A 17,427-nucleotide genomic window follows, 5' to 3' on the forward strand; every position below is an offset into this window, starting at 1 on the left:
CCAGAAAACGGAGGTTCCTGACAGGGAACCTCCGGAAAGTGATTTACCAGGGATTGACCCGAACATAAACAGAATTGATTTGGAAAATAGTATGAAAAAGACCATTGCTTCTAACAACAATACCGAACCAAACATCGCTGCACTGGCGACGCTGCCGCCACTGCCTGCGGATGTTTTACTCTGGAACGACTATCAGTTCCCGCGTGAAATTCGCAACGGCGATCCGAGCGAAGATAACACCCCAACCTTCAGCGGTAAGGGTGAGCCGGGCATGACGGCAGTGATTGACCTTGGCGATGGTCAAAGCGTCCGCGTACCGGTCAATGCAGAAGGGAACTGGAGCTGGACACCTGCGCCTGCGCTGGCTGATGGCAGTTACACCTGGTCGGTTGCGCTGGAAAACAGCGCGGGCGAACGTGGGCCATCCACCGCACCGATTACCTTCACCGTTGATACGTTGGGTAATGCTGTGTCCATCAGCCACGCTGAAGATAACACCGGCACGCTGACCAACCCGCTGGCAAGCGGCAGCAGCACCGATGACGTGAACCCCGTTATTGTGGGTACGGCGACGCCGGGCTCTCTGGTCACGCTGTACGTTGACGGTAACCCGGTCGGTTCCATGACGGCCGATCCAACGACCGGCGAGTGGGCGATTGAAATCAACCCTGCGCTGGAATCCGGTAAAACCTACTCAATCACCGCAGGTGAGTACAGCGGTCCGGGGGAAATCCCACCGCCGACACGTCCGTTCCTGCTGTCCATCGATACCGTTGTTCCTACGGGGACGTTCGATCGCGTATCGGATGACGTCGGTCGCTATCAGGGCGATCTGCCTAACCCGGCGGTCACCGATGACACCACCCCAACCCTGCACGGCACTGGCCGTCCTGGGGATATCGTGTTCGTGCGCAACGGCAGCGACATCATCGGTTCCGCCACCGTTAGCACCGATGGCAGCTGGGAATATACCCTGCCTGAGCAGGATAACGGCACCGAGCTGGATGTTAGCGTGGTCTTCCGTGGCCCAACCGGCGTAGAAAGCGCGCCAACTGCGCCGTGGAAGCTGGTGGTTGACACCGAAGCACCGAACAAACCGATCATTGGTGACGTTGAGGACGATCAGGGTCCAGTTGTCGGCCCTATCCACAACGGCGACACCACCGACGACACCAAACCGGTCTTCAGCGGCGAAGGCGCTGTGCCTGGCGAAACCGTAGAATTGATTATCGACGATAAAGTCGTGGGCACTGCGATCGTGGGTGAAGACGGTAAATGGGAGGTAACCCCAGAAAATCCACTGCCAGAAGGTGAACATGAAGCCGTTGTGGTGATCGTCGATCCGGCAGGCAACGCCAGCGAACCGTCCGATCCAATCGGCTTTATCGTTGATACCCAGCCGCCGGCAAAACCGACGATCGACACCGTTTATGATGACGCAGGTCAGCTGATCGGCAATATTGCGAACGGCGGTATTACTGACGATAGCACCCCAGACTTCACCGGTACCGCCGAGCAGAACAGCCTGGTGTTTATCATCGTCAATGGCCGCACGGTTGACTCTGTAACCGCTGACGCCACCGGCACCTGGACCTGGACACCGCCGCTGGGCCTGGCGAACGGCCATTATGACGTGAGCGTTGTGGCTCAGGATAAGGCGGGTCTGCGTTCTGAACCGTCTGACACCTTCTCGTTCGATCTGCTGGCGGGCGGTATTCCAACAGCACCGGCGATCACCGACGTGATCGATGATGTTGCCGCACATGTAGGTACGATCCAGAACGGGGGTATCACCAACGACGATCGTCCGACCATCACCGGTACCGCGCAGGATGGCACCACCGTTTATCTTTATGATGGCGCTAATCCGAACCCAATCGGCAGTGCCGTGGTGACGGGTGGCCGCTGGACTATTGATTTCGACACCGCGCTGGCGCAGGGCGAGCACCGTTTCCGCGCTGTGGCGGTAGATGTCACCGGTAACCGCAGCCCGGAAACCGGCGAGTGGGTCATTATCGTTGACTCCGTCGACCCGCTGGCGGCGACCGACATTGAACTGTGGGACGATTTCGGCACGCCGGGTCTCATCGCCAATGACGACACCACCGATGACAACACCCCGACCTACCGTGGTAAGGGTGAGCCTGACGGCACCGCGATTATCGATCTGGGTGACGGCAAAACCGTGCGCGTACCGGTAGACGGCGAAGGTAACTGGAGCTACACCCCGGCCCCTGCGCTGGCGGACGGCGACTACACCTGGAAAGTCTCCATCGAAGATAAAGCGGGTAACGTAGGCCCGGCTTCGGATCCGATCCACTTTATCGTTGATACCAGCCGTAACGGCGTCTCCATCAGCCACGTTGTGGACGATGAAGGTCTGCTGCAGGGCAACCTGGGCAGCGGCAGCCACACCGACGACACGACCCCAACGGTTGTGGGCCGCGCGACGGCTGGCGCACTGGTGAACGTGTATGTTGACGGCAAAATTGCAGGTAGCGTGCAGGCAGATGCCGTGACCGGTGAGTGGCAGTACACCATTAACCCGGCACTGACGGTGGATGCACTGTATAAGATCACTGCGACTGAAAACGCAGGCGCAGGTGAAAGCGCGCAGACCGCACCGTTTGAGCTGACGCTGGATACCCGTGTACCGGTAGGCTCTCTGGATCGTATCGCCGATGATGTGGGTATTGTGCAGGGCGACCTGGCCAACCCGGCGGTGACCGATGACACCACGCCAACGCTGTACGGTAAGGGTGTGGCTGGCGATGTGGTGTTCATTTACGACGGTACTTCGCCGATCGGCTCTGTGACCGTAGGTGCGGATGGTGCCTGGAACTTTACGCTGCCTCAGCAGAACAACGGTAGCGAGCTGTCTCTGACGGCAGTATTCCAGAGCCCGACCGGCGTGAAGAGTGCCCCAACGGCACCGTGGAACCTGACCATTGATACAGAAGCACCGAATGTGCCTGTTATCACCGGCATGTATGACGACGCAGGCGCGCTGATTGTCGACGGCAGCCGTTCACGCGATACGACGCCTGAGCTGCGCGGTACGGCTGAGAAGGACAGCCTGGTAAAAATTTACGTTCCAGGCAGCAATGTGCCGGTTGGCTCGGTGTATGCGGATGCGGACGGTAACTGGTCGTGGACCTCTCCGGCGCTGTCCGATGCGCAACATGATTTCTATGTGAGAGCGCAGGACAAAGCGGGCAACGTGTCGGGTGAGTCCAACCACTATGGTCTGGAAGTCGACACGCAAACAACCACGCCTGTTATCGTGGGCGCGTACGATGACGTCGCTGGCGGCGTGTATAACGGTCTGGTCGCTAATGGCGGCGTGACGAATGACAAAACGCCAGAACTGCGCGGGACGGCGGAAGCCAACAGCGTGGTGTACATCGTGGTGGATAACTACGGCACCGTTGCGGGCTCTGTGAAGGCAGATGCGAGTGGTAACTGGAAATTCCAGGTCGCCACTAACTACAACGTAGAGTACACCTTCCATGCTTACTCTGTTGACCCGGCGGGTAACCGCTCGGCGGATTCCGCGAAGTTTGCAATCACGGTGGATACGGTCAATAACGCGCCAGTCATTACCGGTTCCTTCGACGATGTAGCGGGCGGGGTATATAACGGCCTGGTGGGCAACGGCGGCGTCACTAACGACAGAACCCTGGATCTGCGCGGGACGGCGGAAGCGGGCAGCGTGGTGTATATCATCAACCCGGCAAACGGTGGGATCCATGGTTCAACCACGGCAGGTGCGAATGGACAATGGTCCTTCCCGCTGACGACCAACTATAACCAGCAGTACAACTTCCAGGCTTATTCTGTTGATAAGGCCGGAAACCGTTCTGTTAACTCGACGAACTTCGCAATCACTGTGGATACGGTCAATAACGCACCTGTGATTATGGGGACTTACGATAACGTTCAGGGCGGCGTGTATAACGGTCTGGTGGGCAACGGTGGTGTCACTAACGACAGAACCCTGGATTTGCGCGGGACGGCGGAAGCGGGCAGCGTGGTGTATATCATCAACCCGGCTAACGGTGGGATCCATGGTTCGACCACGGCGGGTGCGAATGGGCAATGGTCCTTCCCGCTGACGACCAACTATAACCAGCTGTATAACTTCCAGGCTTACTCTGTCGACAGAGCCGGAAACCGTTCCGGGAACTCCGCTACCTATGGGGTGACCATTGATACAGTTAACGCTGCACCAGTGATCACCAGCGTGATGGATAACGTCGGGACGACGACGGGCAATGTTGCCAACATGGGTAAAACCGATGACAACACGCCAACATTGAACGGTACGGCAGAAGCGGGCAGCACCGTTTATGTCGCGGTGAATGGTACGACGTACAGCACGACTGCAGCAGCCAACGGCAGCTGGAGCGTGACGCCGTCTGCGCTGCCGCTGGGTAACCATACCTTTAGCGTGTTCTCCATCGACAAGGCGGGTAACCAAAGTGCGGGTGTTTCGCGTAGCCTGACCGTAGAAGCGCCGAAAACCAGCGGCTACGAAAACTTTGATGCTTACGCGGAGAAAAATTACGGCAAAGGGACCGTTACGCTGAACAGTGGTCTGAAATTCACCTTAAGCGATAACTACTATCCGGGTTATGGCGGCAGTATTGGATATAATGCGGTATACGGCAAAGGTCTGACACCGTTTGGCAATATGACCATGCATTTTGATGGCGTGAATGCGGTGAGCATGACCATCCATGGTGCGAATGATGCAGTGCAGTCCAGCGTCGTGAAGTCAACGTATACCGTCTACGATACGGAAGGCAAGGTTATCACGTCGGGTTATTTACCTTCGGGTTCTGCGCCTGACTATAACGCGCTTTTCTCCATCAATGCGCCTGCTGGACGTGAAATTGGCGATATCGTGTTCAATATGGGGCGTGGTGTCAGCAGCGGTCTGTCTGGTGGTGGTAACACCCTCAACACAGACCAGTACTGGATTGATGATGTGCGTTGGACGGTTAACACCTCCCGTTCTGCGTCAAGAAGTATGATGCTGAATGCGGATGAGCAGCATGACGATAACGCCATCGCGGTAAGTACGCTGAACGATCGTGAGATCAACCTGGATAACCTTCAGCACAAGACGATTGATATTACCAACAGCAAGCAGGACAAGCTGAATATCAGTCTGAACGACGTGCTGACCCATGCTGAAAAAGACATGTTTATCGCCGATGGCAATAAACAGCTGATGGTTCAGGGTAACAAAGGCGATGTGGTGAACCTGAGCGATCTGCTGCCTGACAACACCGATCCGGGTAACTGGACCAATGCCGGTAACGTCAAGGTGTCTGGCGTCGAGTACCAGGTGTACCAGGTAGAAAACCTGGACGTGGAACTGCTGGTGCAAACCGGCGTCACCGTCAACGTGAATAATCACTAACTTAAACTTTTCCAGGCCCCCGAAAGGGGGCCTGTGGAGGATTTATGACTTTTTTCAAGACCTCTTTATTCGCGGCGCTGTTTACCTCCTCCGCATTTATCCTTCATCCGGCGCTGGCGGCTGAAAACTTTGGGAAGACGTATCAACCCGTTGCGCCTGTCGGCCAGACGCAAACGCAGGTGGTTTACTACCGTGACGCCAGCAATACGGCGGGCGGCGCGGCGCACATTTATGTCGATAACGAATTCCACGACGCGCTGCTGCCGGGCGGCTTTACTACGTTCTGTCTGGCACCGGGTAAGCACAACCTGGGTGCGTATCAGAACGATGCGCCACAGTATCGTGGCAAAGAGCAGGGCTACAATGTCGAAATGAGCGGCGGTCAGACCTACTTCGTACGCGTCAGCCAGACCATGAACGCGGTGCCGGAAGCGCGCACCCGTGAGCAGGCGGAAAAGGATCTTGCTGGCCTGCGTGAGCAGATTCACGTGCTGTCTCGTGCGTCCAGCGTCGAAGCCTGTAACTACCTGCCAGCGCCGCAGTACAAAGATTACACCCTCTCCGGCGATGTGATGTTCCGCTTTGGACAGTCCAGTGAGAAAGGGGTTTCTGCCAGGGGTCATCAGGCCGTTAAAGAACTGGTGGCGACAATCAAACGTGAAAACGTTGAGCTGAAGCAGATCCAGGTCATCGGCCATACCGACCCTATCGGCAGCGATCGCAGCAACTATGCGCTGGGTCTGAAGCGCGCGCAAACCGTGCGTAGCATGCTGGTGAAAAACGGTATTCCTGCCCGTCTGATGAGCGCATCAAGCGTGGGGAGCGATGAGCCCGTGGCCAACGGCTGCAACGCATCCGATAAAAAAGCGCTGGTGGCGTGCTATGCGCCTGACCGCCGTGTTGTGGTCCGCGTCAGCGGCGATCAAGATGTGAGCGCATCCGCACAGAAATAACCACTCTCCGCTGCCTTCCCCCCAGGGGAAGGCACGTTTTCCCCGGTTCAAACCTATTTCGTATCAAAAAATAAGCAGTTCCATTGAGACAGGTCTCATTAAGGCAAGACCATTCCGCGTGACAGAATATTCTTATTCCACCGCAAAAAGTTATTTTATCTTTTTGATTTTAATGAATTTTAATAACCAGGAATACACGAAATATGGAATCCTCAATGGCCAATACCCAGGAGGAGCAGCTGCACGCCATCGCCCGCGATACCCGACTTAATGATGACTCCCTGCTAAGAAGCATTGCATGGCTGTCGGAGCATTATGGACTGGGTAAAAGCGATGATGTTTTGCTGGCTGGTCTGCCTGTTGAACAAACCCTCACACCCTCTTTAGCGCTTGATGCGCTTAAAAACGCCGGTATCACCGGGGGGCTCATCAAGCGTAACAGTGCTGAACTGCCCGAGCAGGTTTTCCCGATGATCCTGCTGCGTAAGGGCGCGGGCGGCATGGTGCTGCTGGCGCGCGAGCGTCGTAAAAATGCCGATGATAAATGGGACCTGTTTTACTCCCTGATCATGCCAGAAGTGGGCGACGAGCCAGTTGAGCTGAACCATCAGGCGCTTAGCGAGCTGTACGTCGGCTATGCTATTGCCGCAAAACCAACGGCGCGCATTGACAGCCGGGTGAGCGATATTGCCCCACCGCAGCCGAAGGGCCACTGGCTGTTCAGTACTCTGTGGCGCTATCGCAGCTACTACCGCAGCGCCGCGCTGGCTTCGGTGCTGGTAAACGTGCTGGCGCTGGCGTCCGTCTTCTTTACCATGAACGTTTATGACCGCGTTATCCCCAACCAGGCGTTTACCACGCTCTGGTCGCTGGCGATTGGCGTGCTGGTGGCGATGGTCTTTGAGGCCGTCACCCGTACGGTGCGTGCGCACCTGCTCGATACCGCCGGGAAAAAAGCGGATTTGATCGTCGGCAGCGTTCTGTTTCGTCAGTCTCTCGCGGTAAAAATGGAGCATAAGCCGGCCTCTTCCGGCTCGTTTGCCAACCAGCTGCGCGAATTTGAATCCGTCCGTGACTTCGTCTCTTCCGCCACGCTCGCGACCATTGCCGACTTGCCTTTTGTGCTGCTGTTTATCGGCATTATTTTTGCCATCGGCGGATCGCTGGCCTTTATTCCAATGCTGATGCTGCCGATGATCCTGCTGGTCAGTCTGCTGATCCAGTGGCCGCTGGCGAAAGTCATGAAAGCCAGCCTGCAGGAAGCGTCGTTAAAGCAGGGGGTATTGATTGAATCCATCGAAGGGATGGAAACCCTGAAGTCAGTTGGCGGTGAATCCTGGATGCAGAGCCGCTGGCAGAAATTCAGCGCCATGCAGTCCACCAGCTCTGCCGCGTCGAAGCACTACTCTGCACTGGCTATGAACTCGGTGAGTTTCCTGCAACAGCTACAGACAGTGATGCTGATCGTCACCGGCGTGTATCTCATTGATGCCGGGAACCTGACTCAGGGTGCGCTGATCGGTACCGTGATGCTGGCCGGCCGCGTGACTGCGCCCTTAAGCCAGGTGATTGGTCTGGCAGTGCGTTATCAGCAGGCGAAAGCCGCGCTCTCCTCATTGAACAGGCTGATGGCACATCCTACCGATCGCAGCAGCGACATTGATTACATCAAACAGCCTGAACTGAACGGCGATATTGAGCTGAAAGGCGTGACCTTCTCTTACCCCGCACCGCCGATGCAGCCTAACCCGGAGATCCTGAAGGGCGTCAACCTGACGATTAAACCGGGCGAGCGCGTAGCGATTGTGGGCAAAATTGGCAGCGGTAAATCGACCCTGCTGCGCATCATTGCGCGCCTCTATACCCCGGTGAAAGGGCAGCTTTTCAGCAGCGGGCTGGATGTCAATCAGATCGAACCGTCTGACTGGCGTAACAACGTCGGCTTTGTTGGCCAGGAAGCGCGTCTGTTTTACGGCACCCTGCGTGAAAACATCATGATTGGCCGCCAGAACGCCTCGTCCGATGATTTTCTGCACGTGCTGCGCCTGACCGGGCTGGACCAGATTGCTGCACGTCATCCACGCGGCATCCACATGCCTGTCGGTGAGCAAGGGAACAGCCTTTCCGGCGGTCAGCGTCAGCTGGTATCCCTGGCCCGAACGCTGCTGGCGAGACCGAATCTGCTGCTGCTGGATGAACCCACCAGCGCGATGGATGCCCAGACGGAAGCCCTGTTCTTACAGCATCTGAAAGTGGCGACAGCCGGGCACACGCTGGTGGTGGTCACCCATCGCCCGTCGCTGCTGGCGCTGGTGGACCGCATGATCGTTATTGATGACGGCAAAATTGTGGCGGATGGCCCTAAACAGCAGGTTCTGGCCGCACTGAACGGCGCACCCGCCAATGACAGCCATCCAGCGAAAGCCGCTAGCGGAAAACAGCCCGTGGAGGCAAGCGCATGACATTCTTCAAACGCAACACTAAACAAAAAAACCTGTCGGCGCGCGACGCCGCCTGGATGAGCGATATTCAGGAAGCTCTGTTCTCCCAGACCACGCCGAAATCCCGTCTGGTACTCTGGCTGATCCTGGTGGTCTTTGCCGGTTTCTTAACGTGGGCGCATTTCGCCAAAGTGGAAGAGATCACTAAAGGTGACGCCAAAATTGTCTCTAAAAGCCGTGAGCAGGTGATTCAAAGCCTGGAAGGCGGGATCCTCGAAGAGATGAACGTGCGTGAAGGCGACATCGTCGAGCCGGGTCAGGTGCTGCTCAAGATTGACCCGACCCGCGCCCAGTCCAGCTATCAGGAGACGCTGCGTAAAGTGGTGGCCCTTGAAGCAACCGTTAACCGCCTGCGTGCGGAAGCCTACGGTCTGCCGCTGACCTTTAGCGATCGCGTTAAGCAGTACCCTTCCGAAGTAGACCTGGAAACGCGCGCCTATAACAGCCGCAAACAGGCGCTGGAAGAGGGCGTGGCCTCGTTAGAGAAAAGCTATCGCCTGGCGCAGAACGAAATTGCCATGTCCGAACCGCTGGCCGCACGGGGTCTGCTCTCGGAAGTAGAATTGCTGCGCATGCGCCGTCAGGCGAACGATCTGCAGTCGCAGATTGTCGAGCGCCGTAACCGCTACCAGGCAGATGCCAACGCCGAGCTGATTCGTCAGGAGCTGGATCTGGTGCAGGCCGAAGAGAACCTGACGGGACGCGCCGACGTGGTAAGCCGTACCACCATCACCGCGCTGGTGCGCGGAACGGTGAAAAACGTGCGCGTCACCACCATCGGCGGCGTTATTCAGCCCGGTGAACATATTATGGAAATCGTCCCGCTGGAAGATCAGCTGCTGGTGGAAGGGAAGATCAAACCGTCTGACGTGGCCTTCCTGCACGCCGGGTTACCGGCGATGGTGAAGATCACCGCGTACGATTTCGGTATTTACGGTGGTCTGAAAGGACATGTTTCTCTCGTCAGCCCGGATACCCTGAAAGACGACGCAAAAGCCGCCGCAGGCCGCCCTGACGATACCTATTACCGGGTAATGGTCTTAACCGACAGCAGTACGCTGACGGCGGGGGGCAAATCACTGCCAATCATCCCCGGCATGATTGCCACGGTTGAAATTCGCACCGGTGAAAAAACCATTCTTGATTACCTGTTGAAACCTATCTTCAAAGCGAAGGAAGCATTCCGCGAGCGTTAATATGAAAAGTGATTCAATGTTTGTGCAGCGCCGTCTGGCGGCGCTGCTGACGGCCGCGGCGTGCCTGGCTTCGGCTAAAAGTGCAGCCAATAGTGATGGTTTATTAGCCTTTGAGCCTGCAGCCCCTGTGGTAAAATCTCGCATGGTGATGGCTTCCACGCCGCCTGCGCCAGCCGCGCCGTTAGTGGAGCAGTCATCCGTGAAAAAAACGGCTGCGACGCCGAAGCGTGAAAACCTTGCCCTGGCTGCAACGGCCCGGGCGCCTAGCGAAGGTGAGATTCGCGCCCTGTTTAATGATGCGGTCAATACCGCGCTGAGCATCAGCCCGGAAGTGCGTGGCGCGCACTACAACACTGAAGCGGCGGAAGCCAACGTGGACGAAGCCAAAGGTCAGCGCTGGCCGCAGATTGACGTCGGTACCCGTTCCAAAAGCTATCAGTTTGGTGGCGGTGAACGCCGCTACAGTGACAGCCGACCGGCGGTGACCGTCAATATGGCGACCACGCTGCTCGATTTTGGCCGCACCAGCAACACCATTAAAAGCCGTGAGGCACTGCATGACGCGGCGAAAAATAACGTCGATGCCCAGGCGGAAGATATCGCCTGGCAGGTCAGCAGCTCACTGGTTGAGCTGAGCAAACAGCGCCAGATCATCAGCCTGAGCCAAAAGTATGTGGCCCGCATGAACGAGCTGGTCAACATGCTGGACGGGATTGTGAAAGTCGATCAGGGACGTCGCAGTGAGCTGACTCAGGCGCGTGGACGCTTGCTTCAGGCGCAGTCATCACTGGACACGGCGGTTTCGCGGGCTCGTGATGTTGAAATCACCCTTAACCGCCTGTTGGGGGATAAAAAAGTGCCCCTGCCAGCGGCGACCGTCTGGAACCTGAAGCCGGGAGAGTTGACGACACAGCTGACGGCCATCGACAGCCATCCGACGATTCGCCAGGCAAAGGCGGAAACCGCGTCGGCGCTGGCGGATGCGGACGCCGCGCGCTCTGCATCTTACCCGACGGTAACCTGGAACGTGGGCAAAAGCACCGGACGTGATGAACTGGGGCGTGAACAGTCCTGGGAGACGGGTGTGAACGTGAGCTGGCCGATTTTCCGCGGCGGTTCTCAACGCGCCGCAGAACTCTCTGCCGCGCGTCGGGCTGATGCCAGCAGAGAAACGATTGAAAAACAATTACGCGATTTGGATAACCGCGTACGCGCGGCCGATCAGGATGCCCGTAGCATGCTGGAACGCGCTGAGCTGTACCATGACTTAGCCTTTGAATCCGATCGTATTCGCCATGATTTCTTCGATCAATGGTACCACCTTGGCAGACGAACCCTGCTGGATGTGCTGAGTGCAGAAAGTGATTATTACGGTAACCAGGTTGCAGAAGCCACCAACCGCTTTGACGCTTACGCTGCAATATTTCGTAGTTATGCCAGTGCGGGAACATTATTGCAGTGGCTGAGAAATCAATAATCAGCCGTTTATAATGAGCCACACAGCAGGCACAGAAAGAGAGTGCAGATGAATCAGTTTTCAGGAAAAAAAATCTATATTGCCTTACTCGACGATCATCCCATTGTGCGCAAAGGGCTGGAAATTATTTTCAGCCAGGAGCCGGATTTCGAACTGAAAGGCAGCTTTGCAAACCGCATCGATCTGATTAACTTTTTACGTACCAATCGTATCGATGTGCTGATCCTGGACTATTTACTCGGTGATGAAGATATCGACGGATTACCAATGATAAAACAGCTGATGAGTAATTTTCCGTGGCTGAAAATATTAATCTCATCAACGCTGGAAAATACTGCCATTGTCCGTATGGCGCTGAAGGCAGGCGTGCGCGGACATATTGGTAAAAGCCGTGATGCCTCGGAAGTTGTGGATGCCGTGCGCCGCGTGGCGGCGGGCCACATCTGCCTGTCCGAAAGCATGGAGAAGGAGTTTTATCTTATCTCCGAGCCAGCGACGTCCGGTGATGCTGAAGACGAGAAGCAGGTCATCGACGGGATTGGCCGTCTGGACCAGCTTTCTGCGCGGGAGCTGGAAGTGCTGCGCCTCTTTCTTTCTGGTATGTCCGTGCTGCAAATCTCCGAGAAGTTCAGCCGTAGCCGCAAAACCGTTAGCGGCCAGAAGAAATCTGCGATGAAAAAGCTGGGTGTGAAGACCGATCCTGAGCTGTTCCTTTGGCACGACCAACTGCTGTGATGACCTACCTGTAGATGTCTCTATAGCCGGGGAGCCTGAGGCTCCCTTTACTTTTCAGCCTTACTGTTGCGCAGCGCCGTCGCCAGGTCACTAATAGAGCACGGCTTAAAGAGACAATCATTCATCCCCGCCTGTAAACAGCGTTCTTTAATCTCATGCATCGCATTAGCCGTAAACCCAATAATCCATGCGGGCGACCGGCCCTGTTCGCGCTCTGCATTACGCATCATCCCCGTTAGCTGATAGCCGTTGATGCCGGGCATATTGCAGTCGGTAATAACGACATCGAACGCTGTATTGGCCCAGATCTTTAGCGCTTCATCGCCGCCGGCAGCCAGGTGCGCATGCTGTCCCAGCCACGCCAGCTGTTTGGCTAACAGGATTCGGTTTGCGGGATTGTCATCCACCACCAGCACATTCAGTGCCGGCATTTTTTCATCCTCAACAAGAGGCTCGGCGTGAGGAGTGACCGCGCGGGTTACTTTAGGCAGGGAAAAAGTGGCCCTGACCGTGGTGCCAACATGTTTTTCGCTGGTGAGCGTGAGCGTGCCGTTCATACTTTCACAGATGGTCCGGCTGATATATAGCCCCAGGCCGGTACCCGCCCGGCGGTTATCGGCCTGGCTGAAAGGCTTGAACAACGCAGCCTGCTGGCTGGCATCAATACCGACGCCGCTATCCTGCACCTCGATAATAAACTCGACATTATCGGTGCCCGCTTCCTCACGTTGCCGTAAGGTCAGCGTTACGCTGCCGCGATCGGTGAACTTAATCGCGTTGCTCAGCACGTTGGAGAGCACCTGCTTAATGCGCAGCGGGTCGGCGTAGACCTCATACAGCGCCTCCGTCGGAAAGACTTTATTCAGCTGGATATTCTTCTCCGTTGCCACCCCCTGGAATACCCGCATCATGTTGTCGATGAGTTTGCCAAACTGGACGGGTTCCGGATTAAAATCGAGATGCCCGCCCTCGATCCGTGAGATATCCAGAATATCGCCAATCAACCCCACCAGACCCTCAGCCGAGTCGTAAGCGACTTCCAGCGCCTGAATATCGTGTTCGCCCCGACGTCCTTTCTTCAGCACGATGTCGAGCATGCCGATGATCGCGTTCATCGGGGTACGGATCTCGTGGCTCATGGTTGACAGGAACACGGATTTTGCCCGGTTGGAGTCTTCCGCCCGCTCTTTCGCCTCGCTCAGCTCCGCCAGCAGCGATTCACGTTCGGTGAGCATGTCGCGCAGCTGGGTGAGCTGCTCGTTCAGTTGCCTGCGCAGCGCCGCCTTACGTACAATCTGTCGGCGTAAATAGAGCGCCCATCCCAGCGCTAATAACACCAGAACGCCGCTGAAGACGCCCGTGGCGATCAACACCTCGCGATAGCGATACCAGAAGCTGTCGACCACCACCAGTTCGTTAGGTTTCCAGCGATTCGCCACATTTTCCAGCTCAATGGGAGAGATGCTCAGTAAGACTTTATCCAGAATGCTCTGCAGTTCCGGGCTTGCCAGCCCCACGCCAAAGGAGATCCAGGCGGGGGATTCGCCAACGATCGACACCACCTTCAGCTTGTCCTGAAAATTGGTGTATATCTGGTAATCCGTCATGACCAGAATACCTATCGCCGCATCGGCTTCACCGCTGGTGATGCTGGAGAGCAACTGCGATTCATTGCCCACATGCACAATCTTAATTTCCGGGTAACGCTCGCGCACCATCTGTTCGATGCCAATATTTTTCACCAGCGCCAGGCGTTTTCCGCGCAGGTCGGCCAGTGAGTGAATATCGTTACGCGAGGTTGACGTCGCGAGAGAAAACGCGCTGCGCAAGTAGGGGCGGGTGAAGAGGAGCTGATCCCGGCGTGCTTCGCTTGGCGTTACCGACGCGAGCATGTCGGCCTGGCCGTGGTTGACCTGAGCGATCAAATCATCGGTGGTATTGCCGGTCTCAAAGCGAAAGCGCAATCCGGTACGCAGCGATACCACGGAAAAGAGATCGGCCACGACGCCGCGCAGCACACCTTTATTATCAATAAAGGAGACCGGTGCGGCATTATCCTGGCTGTATATCAGCACGTTTACCTCAGGATGACGGGCAATCCACGCTTTCTCCTGGTCGGTAAAAACCAGGGACTTGGTTCCCTGAGCAATATCGACGCGATCGGGCTGCCAGCGGCGGTAGAGGTCCAGCTTTTCCTCTTCGGGCACGGCGCGAATCGTTGCGTTGATGATCTGGTTAAGCTGCGGGTTACTCTGGCTCAGGGCGAACCCCACCTCGCGGTTGGGGAGCCGCGAGAAGCGCTCAATGTGAATGTTATTTAAATAGTTTCGGCTCAGCGAATAGCTGTTACCCAGATAGGCGCGCGACTGACCAAATGCCACGGCGCTCAGCGCCTCCTGGTAACTGTCAAACAGGCGAAAACGTGCTTTAGGATAGGCCGCTTTTACCTGCGCGAGGGGCAGGTAGTCCCTGACCATCGCGACATCGGTGTCGGCAAGATCGTCGGCAAGGGGCTGGGTGTCGCGGTCGTTAATACCTAATACCGGCTTATCGCTGGCATAGGGTGTTGAGAAAACAAAGGCGTCATTCGCCTCGAAGGCGGCGACAGACGGGATAAGATCGATTTCACCGCGGGCGAGCGCCTGCCACAGCTCTTCCGGCGAGTCGTACATTTTGACCCGAACGGGCAGGTTAAGCTGCCAGGAGACCAGGCCAATATAGTCGGCGCTCAGCCCTTCATATTCATGACGCATATTGCGCATACCGAAGGGGGGCGCGTCATAGCCTGTAATGCCGACCGCCAGATTTTGCCTCTGCTTCAGCAGCGTTGCCTGATCCCCGGTAAGCGGCAAGCGATTCATGCCCTCAATGGGCGTGCGCATCAGAATTTTATAATCTTCACTGTTTGCCGACGGCGTACCGGGTAAAAATAAAACCAGAAACAAAAAAAGACGAAGGTAGTGGTGCATCACTTTTTATAACGCTCCTGCGGATAAGGTCCTGATAGTGACATTCTGATGAGACGGGAAAAGCATTGTTATAAGACCAGGCTTGGTTATTATTCTGGTAATCATCCATATCGAAAAGCGCAATGTCTGGTCAGGAACGTTATTATTTCTGCGCTATATACCCAATAATAATATAAACCCATATCTTCATCTGCTTTTTAACGTATAAACCTTTATTTATTCCCGTGATGACGGAAACATCAAGACGGGTCTTGTCGCTTACTTTACACGCGGATGGGAAAATAATTCTCACATTTATTTCATTTACTGAGCCAGGACGATGCGCCCATCTTTTCTTCCTTATCCCTCTGCGACGAAACAAAAAGCATTGCGCCAGCAATTTTCTGCGCTGGCGGAGCAGTATCGTCATGCCATGGCCGTCGCGGATTACGCGACCGCTTCCCGCTGCTGCGAAAAAGCGCTGGCCGTTCTGCCGAACAATATGTCGGTACAAAGCGATTATGCCCTGAGCCTGATGCGTGAGGGAAAGCATGACCGGGCTTATAAGGTTTATCGCAAGATTTATCAGTCACTCCGCCGTCACGAAGCGTCAGAAACCTGGCTTGATGGCCTGGCGGAACTGTGCGGACATATGGGCAAAACGGCTGAAATGCGCGCCTACGGTCTGGAATCATTGACCCTCTCTGACCAGCGTTTTCGCCAGGGAACCGTCTGGCCGCTGCCCCAGACGCCACCGCCCCCTTTTCAGGCGGATTGCCGCGAAAAGAATATCATCGCGTTTAGTTTGTACGGCGACCAGCCGCGCTACTGCGAAACCTTAATTAAAAATATCGCTGCCGCCGGGGAGCTGTTTCCTGCGTGGCGCTGCCGCGTCTATCTCGATAATTCCGTGCCGCAACACGTCTGGCAGAGGCTGGAGCTGGCGGGAGCAGTGCTGGTAGATATGAGCCATGAAAAGGAGATCTACCCGACGCTGTGGCGTTTTCTGGTGATTGATGACCCGCAGGTCGACCGCTTTTTGGTGCGTGACGCCGACTCCTTGCTGTCCGAGCGGGAACAAGTCTGCGTGGAAGCCTGGCTGCGTTCACCGTTTTATTTCCACCATATGCGCGACTACTTTACCCATACCGAACTGCTGCTGGCCGGGATGTGGGGCGGCTGTGGTGGGGTGATCCCAAATGTGGAAGGGATGATGCGTCAGTTTGTGGCGGGCTATCAGGGCAGCGCGCGTTTCACCGATCAGTATTTCCTGAAGGTGGCGCTGTGGCCCACCGTCCGGCAGAGCATTCTGAATCACGACGACATTTTCGCGTTTCACCATGCCCAGCCCTGGCCCGCACACCCGCCTGTCCGTTGGGATGCAGAGCATTTTCATGTTGGCAGTAATGCCGGTTTTACCGTACTGGCGGGGCCGAGCGAGAAAGCTGATGGTGAAAAGCAGGCCGTTGCGCTACGGATTGATGGCGTGAGCTATCGCTATACGGCGCTGGTGCGTAACGGGCAGTGGACATTACCGGTGCCTTTCTTCCTCGCCGACCGTTTTCGTCAGGGGGAGATGCAGGTGGAGGCGATCAGAGATACCGGTATGTGAGTCGTTACTCAAGAGACGCGATCTGCATACCAACCTGCACCAGCAGCTCCGTCTCGAGACCCGAGTGGTGATACACCTCGTACTGCACACCATCCACGGTGACAGACCCTCTGGCTTTCATCCACTCTCCCGGCTCTGAATCCGCGGGGAGCAGGTCGGAAAGATTAACCGGTTCTCCGGACGTCCCTTTTATCAGCCATTGTTTACTGTTGTCATGAATAAAAAGGCTCTCCTCGTGCTGAACTAAAATTTCATCGAGGGTGATTTCCATCAGGGCCGGAACGTTATCGTTAATTGCCTCGTCCGTGTGGGCTTCTGTGCTGTTGTCGCTGTTATTGTTCATCACGAAGTAACCTGTTTACGCATAGCAAATCTGCCCGATTTTTACCTGCTACAGAAAAAGGGAACAATAAGGTCGGTCTTATAAAAGGCGATCGACGTTATTCGCAAAAACAAGACCGACCTTAATCAGAGCTGGCGCCCGTATTGCTAAAATTCCCGCAAATTATGGCGGGTAATCAGGCAATGCGGTCCGACGCGTAGTTGCTAAAATAGAGGCAACCACTTTACTGGCCCC

Annotated in this window: 9 protein-coding genes; 7 read left to right on the forward strand and 2 right to left on the reverse strand. The window is 55.9% G+C overall.

Going from position 1 to position 17,427, the window contains the following annotated elements; genetic code table 11:
• The first annotated feature begins 91 nt into the window (after positions 1-91).
• The 6 genes from ACWKXT_RS21780 to ACWKXT_RS21805 all read left to right on the forward strand — a co-directional run bounded on the left by ACWKXT_RS21780 (position 92) and on the right by ACWKXT_RS21805 (position 12,290).
• On the forward strand, positions 92-5,428 hold the full coding sequence (locus tag ACWKXT_RS21780) for an Ig-like domain-containing protein (RefSeq protein WP_454533384.1): 5,337 nt from the start codon (positions 92-94) through the stop codon (positions 5,426-5,428).
• A gap of 44 nt (positions 5,429-5,472) precedes the next feature.
• Positions 5,473-6,381 (forward strand): OmpA family protein, encoded by a 909-nt coding sequence (locus ACWKXT_RS21785; protein WP_454529517.1) that lies wholly within the window; start codon positions 5,473-5,475, stop codon positions 6,379-6,381.
• A 203-nt stretch (positions 6,382-6,584) separates the two neighbouring features.
• Positions 6,585-8,843 (forward strand): type I secretion system permease/ATPase, encoded by a 2,259-nt coding sequence (locus ACWKXT_RS21790; RefSeq protein ID WP_454533385.1) that lies wholly within the window; start codon positions 6,585-6,587, stop codon positions 8,841-8,843.
• Entirely contained in the window at positions 8,840-10,078 is a 1,239-nt protein-coding gene (locus tag ACWKXT_RS21795) for an HlyD family type I secretion periplasmic adaptor subunit (protein WP_454529519.1), read from the forward strand. The genes ACWKXT_RS21790 and ACWKXT_RS21795 overlap by 4 nt, the downstream gene beginning before the upstream one ends.
• Position 10,079: 1 nt before the next feature.
• On the forward strand, positions 10,080-11,555 hold the full coding sequence (locus ACWKXT_RS21800) for a TolC family protein (RefSeq protein WP_454529520.1): 1,476 nt from the start codon (positions 10,080-10,082) through the stop codon (positions 11,553-11,555).
• Positions 11,556-11,603: 48 nt separating this feature from the next.
• Complete coding sequence (locus ACWKXT_RS21805) at positions 11,604-12,290, forward strand: response regulator transcription factor (RefSeq protein WP_454529521.1); 687 nt, start codon at positions 11,604-11,606, stop codon at positions 12,288-12,290.
• Positions 12,291-12,337: 47 nt separating this feature from the next.
• Here ACWKXT_RS21805 and ACWKXT_RS21810 read toward each other — a convergent pair whose 3' ends face one another.
• Positions 12,338-15,259: a transporter substrate-binding domain-containing protein gene (locus ACWKXT_RS21810; protein ID WP_454533395.1), complete on the reverse strand. Its 2,922-nt coding sequence runs from the start codon at positions 15,257-15,259 to the stop codon at positions 12,338-12,340.
• 319 nt (positions 15,260-15,578) lie between these two features.
• On the opposite strand from ACWKXT_RS21810, the gene ACWKXT_RS21815 reads away from it, so the two are divergent.
• On the forward strand, positions 15,579-16,850 hold the full coding sequence (locus tag ACWKXT_RS21815) for a tetratricopeptide repeat protein (protein ID WP_454533386.1): 1,272 nt from the start codon (positions 15,579-15,581) through the stop codon (positions 16,848-16,850).
• A gap of 4 nt (positions 16,851-16,854) precedes the next feature.
• Here the strand turns inward: ACWKXT_RS21815 and ACWKXT_RS21820 are convergent, their stop codons facing one another.
• Entirely contained in the window at positions 16,855-17,193 is a 339-nt protein-coding gene (locus ACWKXT_RS21820) for a Biofilm associated protein A (protein ID WP_454533387.1), read from the reverse strand.
• Positions 17,194-17,427 lie beyond the last annotated feature (234 nt).

It is taken from the genome of Enterobacter sp. UPMP701 (assembly GCF_053709515.1).

Excerpts from the sequence above, each read along its gene's own strand:
- ACWKXT_RS21780 (WP_454533384.1), top strand. The coding sequence starts at position 92 with ATGAAAAAGACCATTGCTTCTAACAACAATACCGAACCAAACATCGCT.
- ACWKXT_RS21785 (WP_454529517.1), top strand. The coding sequence starts at position 5,473 with ATGACTTTTTTCAAGACCTCTTTATTCGCGGCGCTGTTTACCTCCTCC.
- ACWKXT_RS21790 (WP_454533385.1), top strand. The coding sequence starts at position 6,585 with ATGGAATCCTCAATGGCCAATACCCAGGAGGAGCAGCTGCACGCCATC.
- ACWKXT_RS21795 (WP_454529519.1), top strand. The coding sequence starts at position 8,840 with ATGACATTCTTCAAACGCAACACTAAACAAAAAAACCTGTCGGCGCGC.
- ACWKXT_RS21800 (WP_454529520.1), top strand. The coding sequence starts at position 10,080 with ATGAAAAGTGATTCAATGTTTGTGCAGCGCCGTCTGGCGGCGCTGCTG.
- ACWKXT_RS21805 (WP_454529521.1), top strand. The coding sequence starts at position 11,604 with ATGAATCAGTTTTCAGGAAAAAAAATCTATATTGCCTTACTCGACGAT.
- ACWKXT_RS21810 (WP_454533395.1), bottom strand. The coding sequence starts at position 15,259 with ATGCACCACTACCTTCGTCTTTTTTTGTTTCTGGTTTTATTTTTACCC.
- ACWKXT_RS21815 (WP_454533386.1), top strand. The coding sequence starts at position 15,579 with ATGCGCCCATCTTTTCTTCCTTATCCCTCTGCGACGAAACAAAAAGCA.
- ACWKXT_RS21820 (WP_454533387.1), bottom strand. The coding sequence starts at position 17,193 with ATGAACAATAACAGCGACAACAGCACAGAAGCCCACACGGACGAGGCA.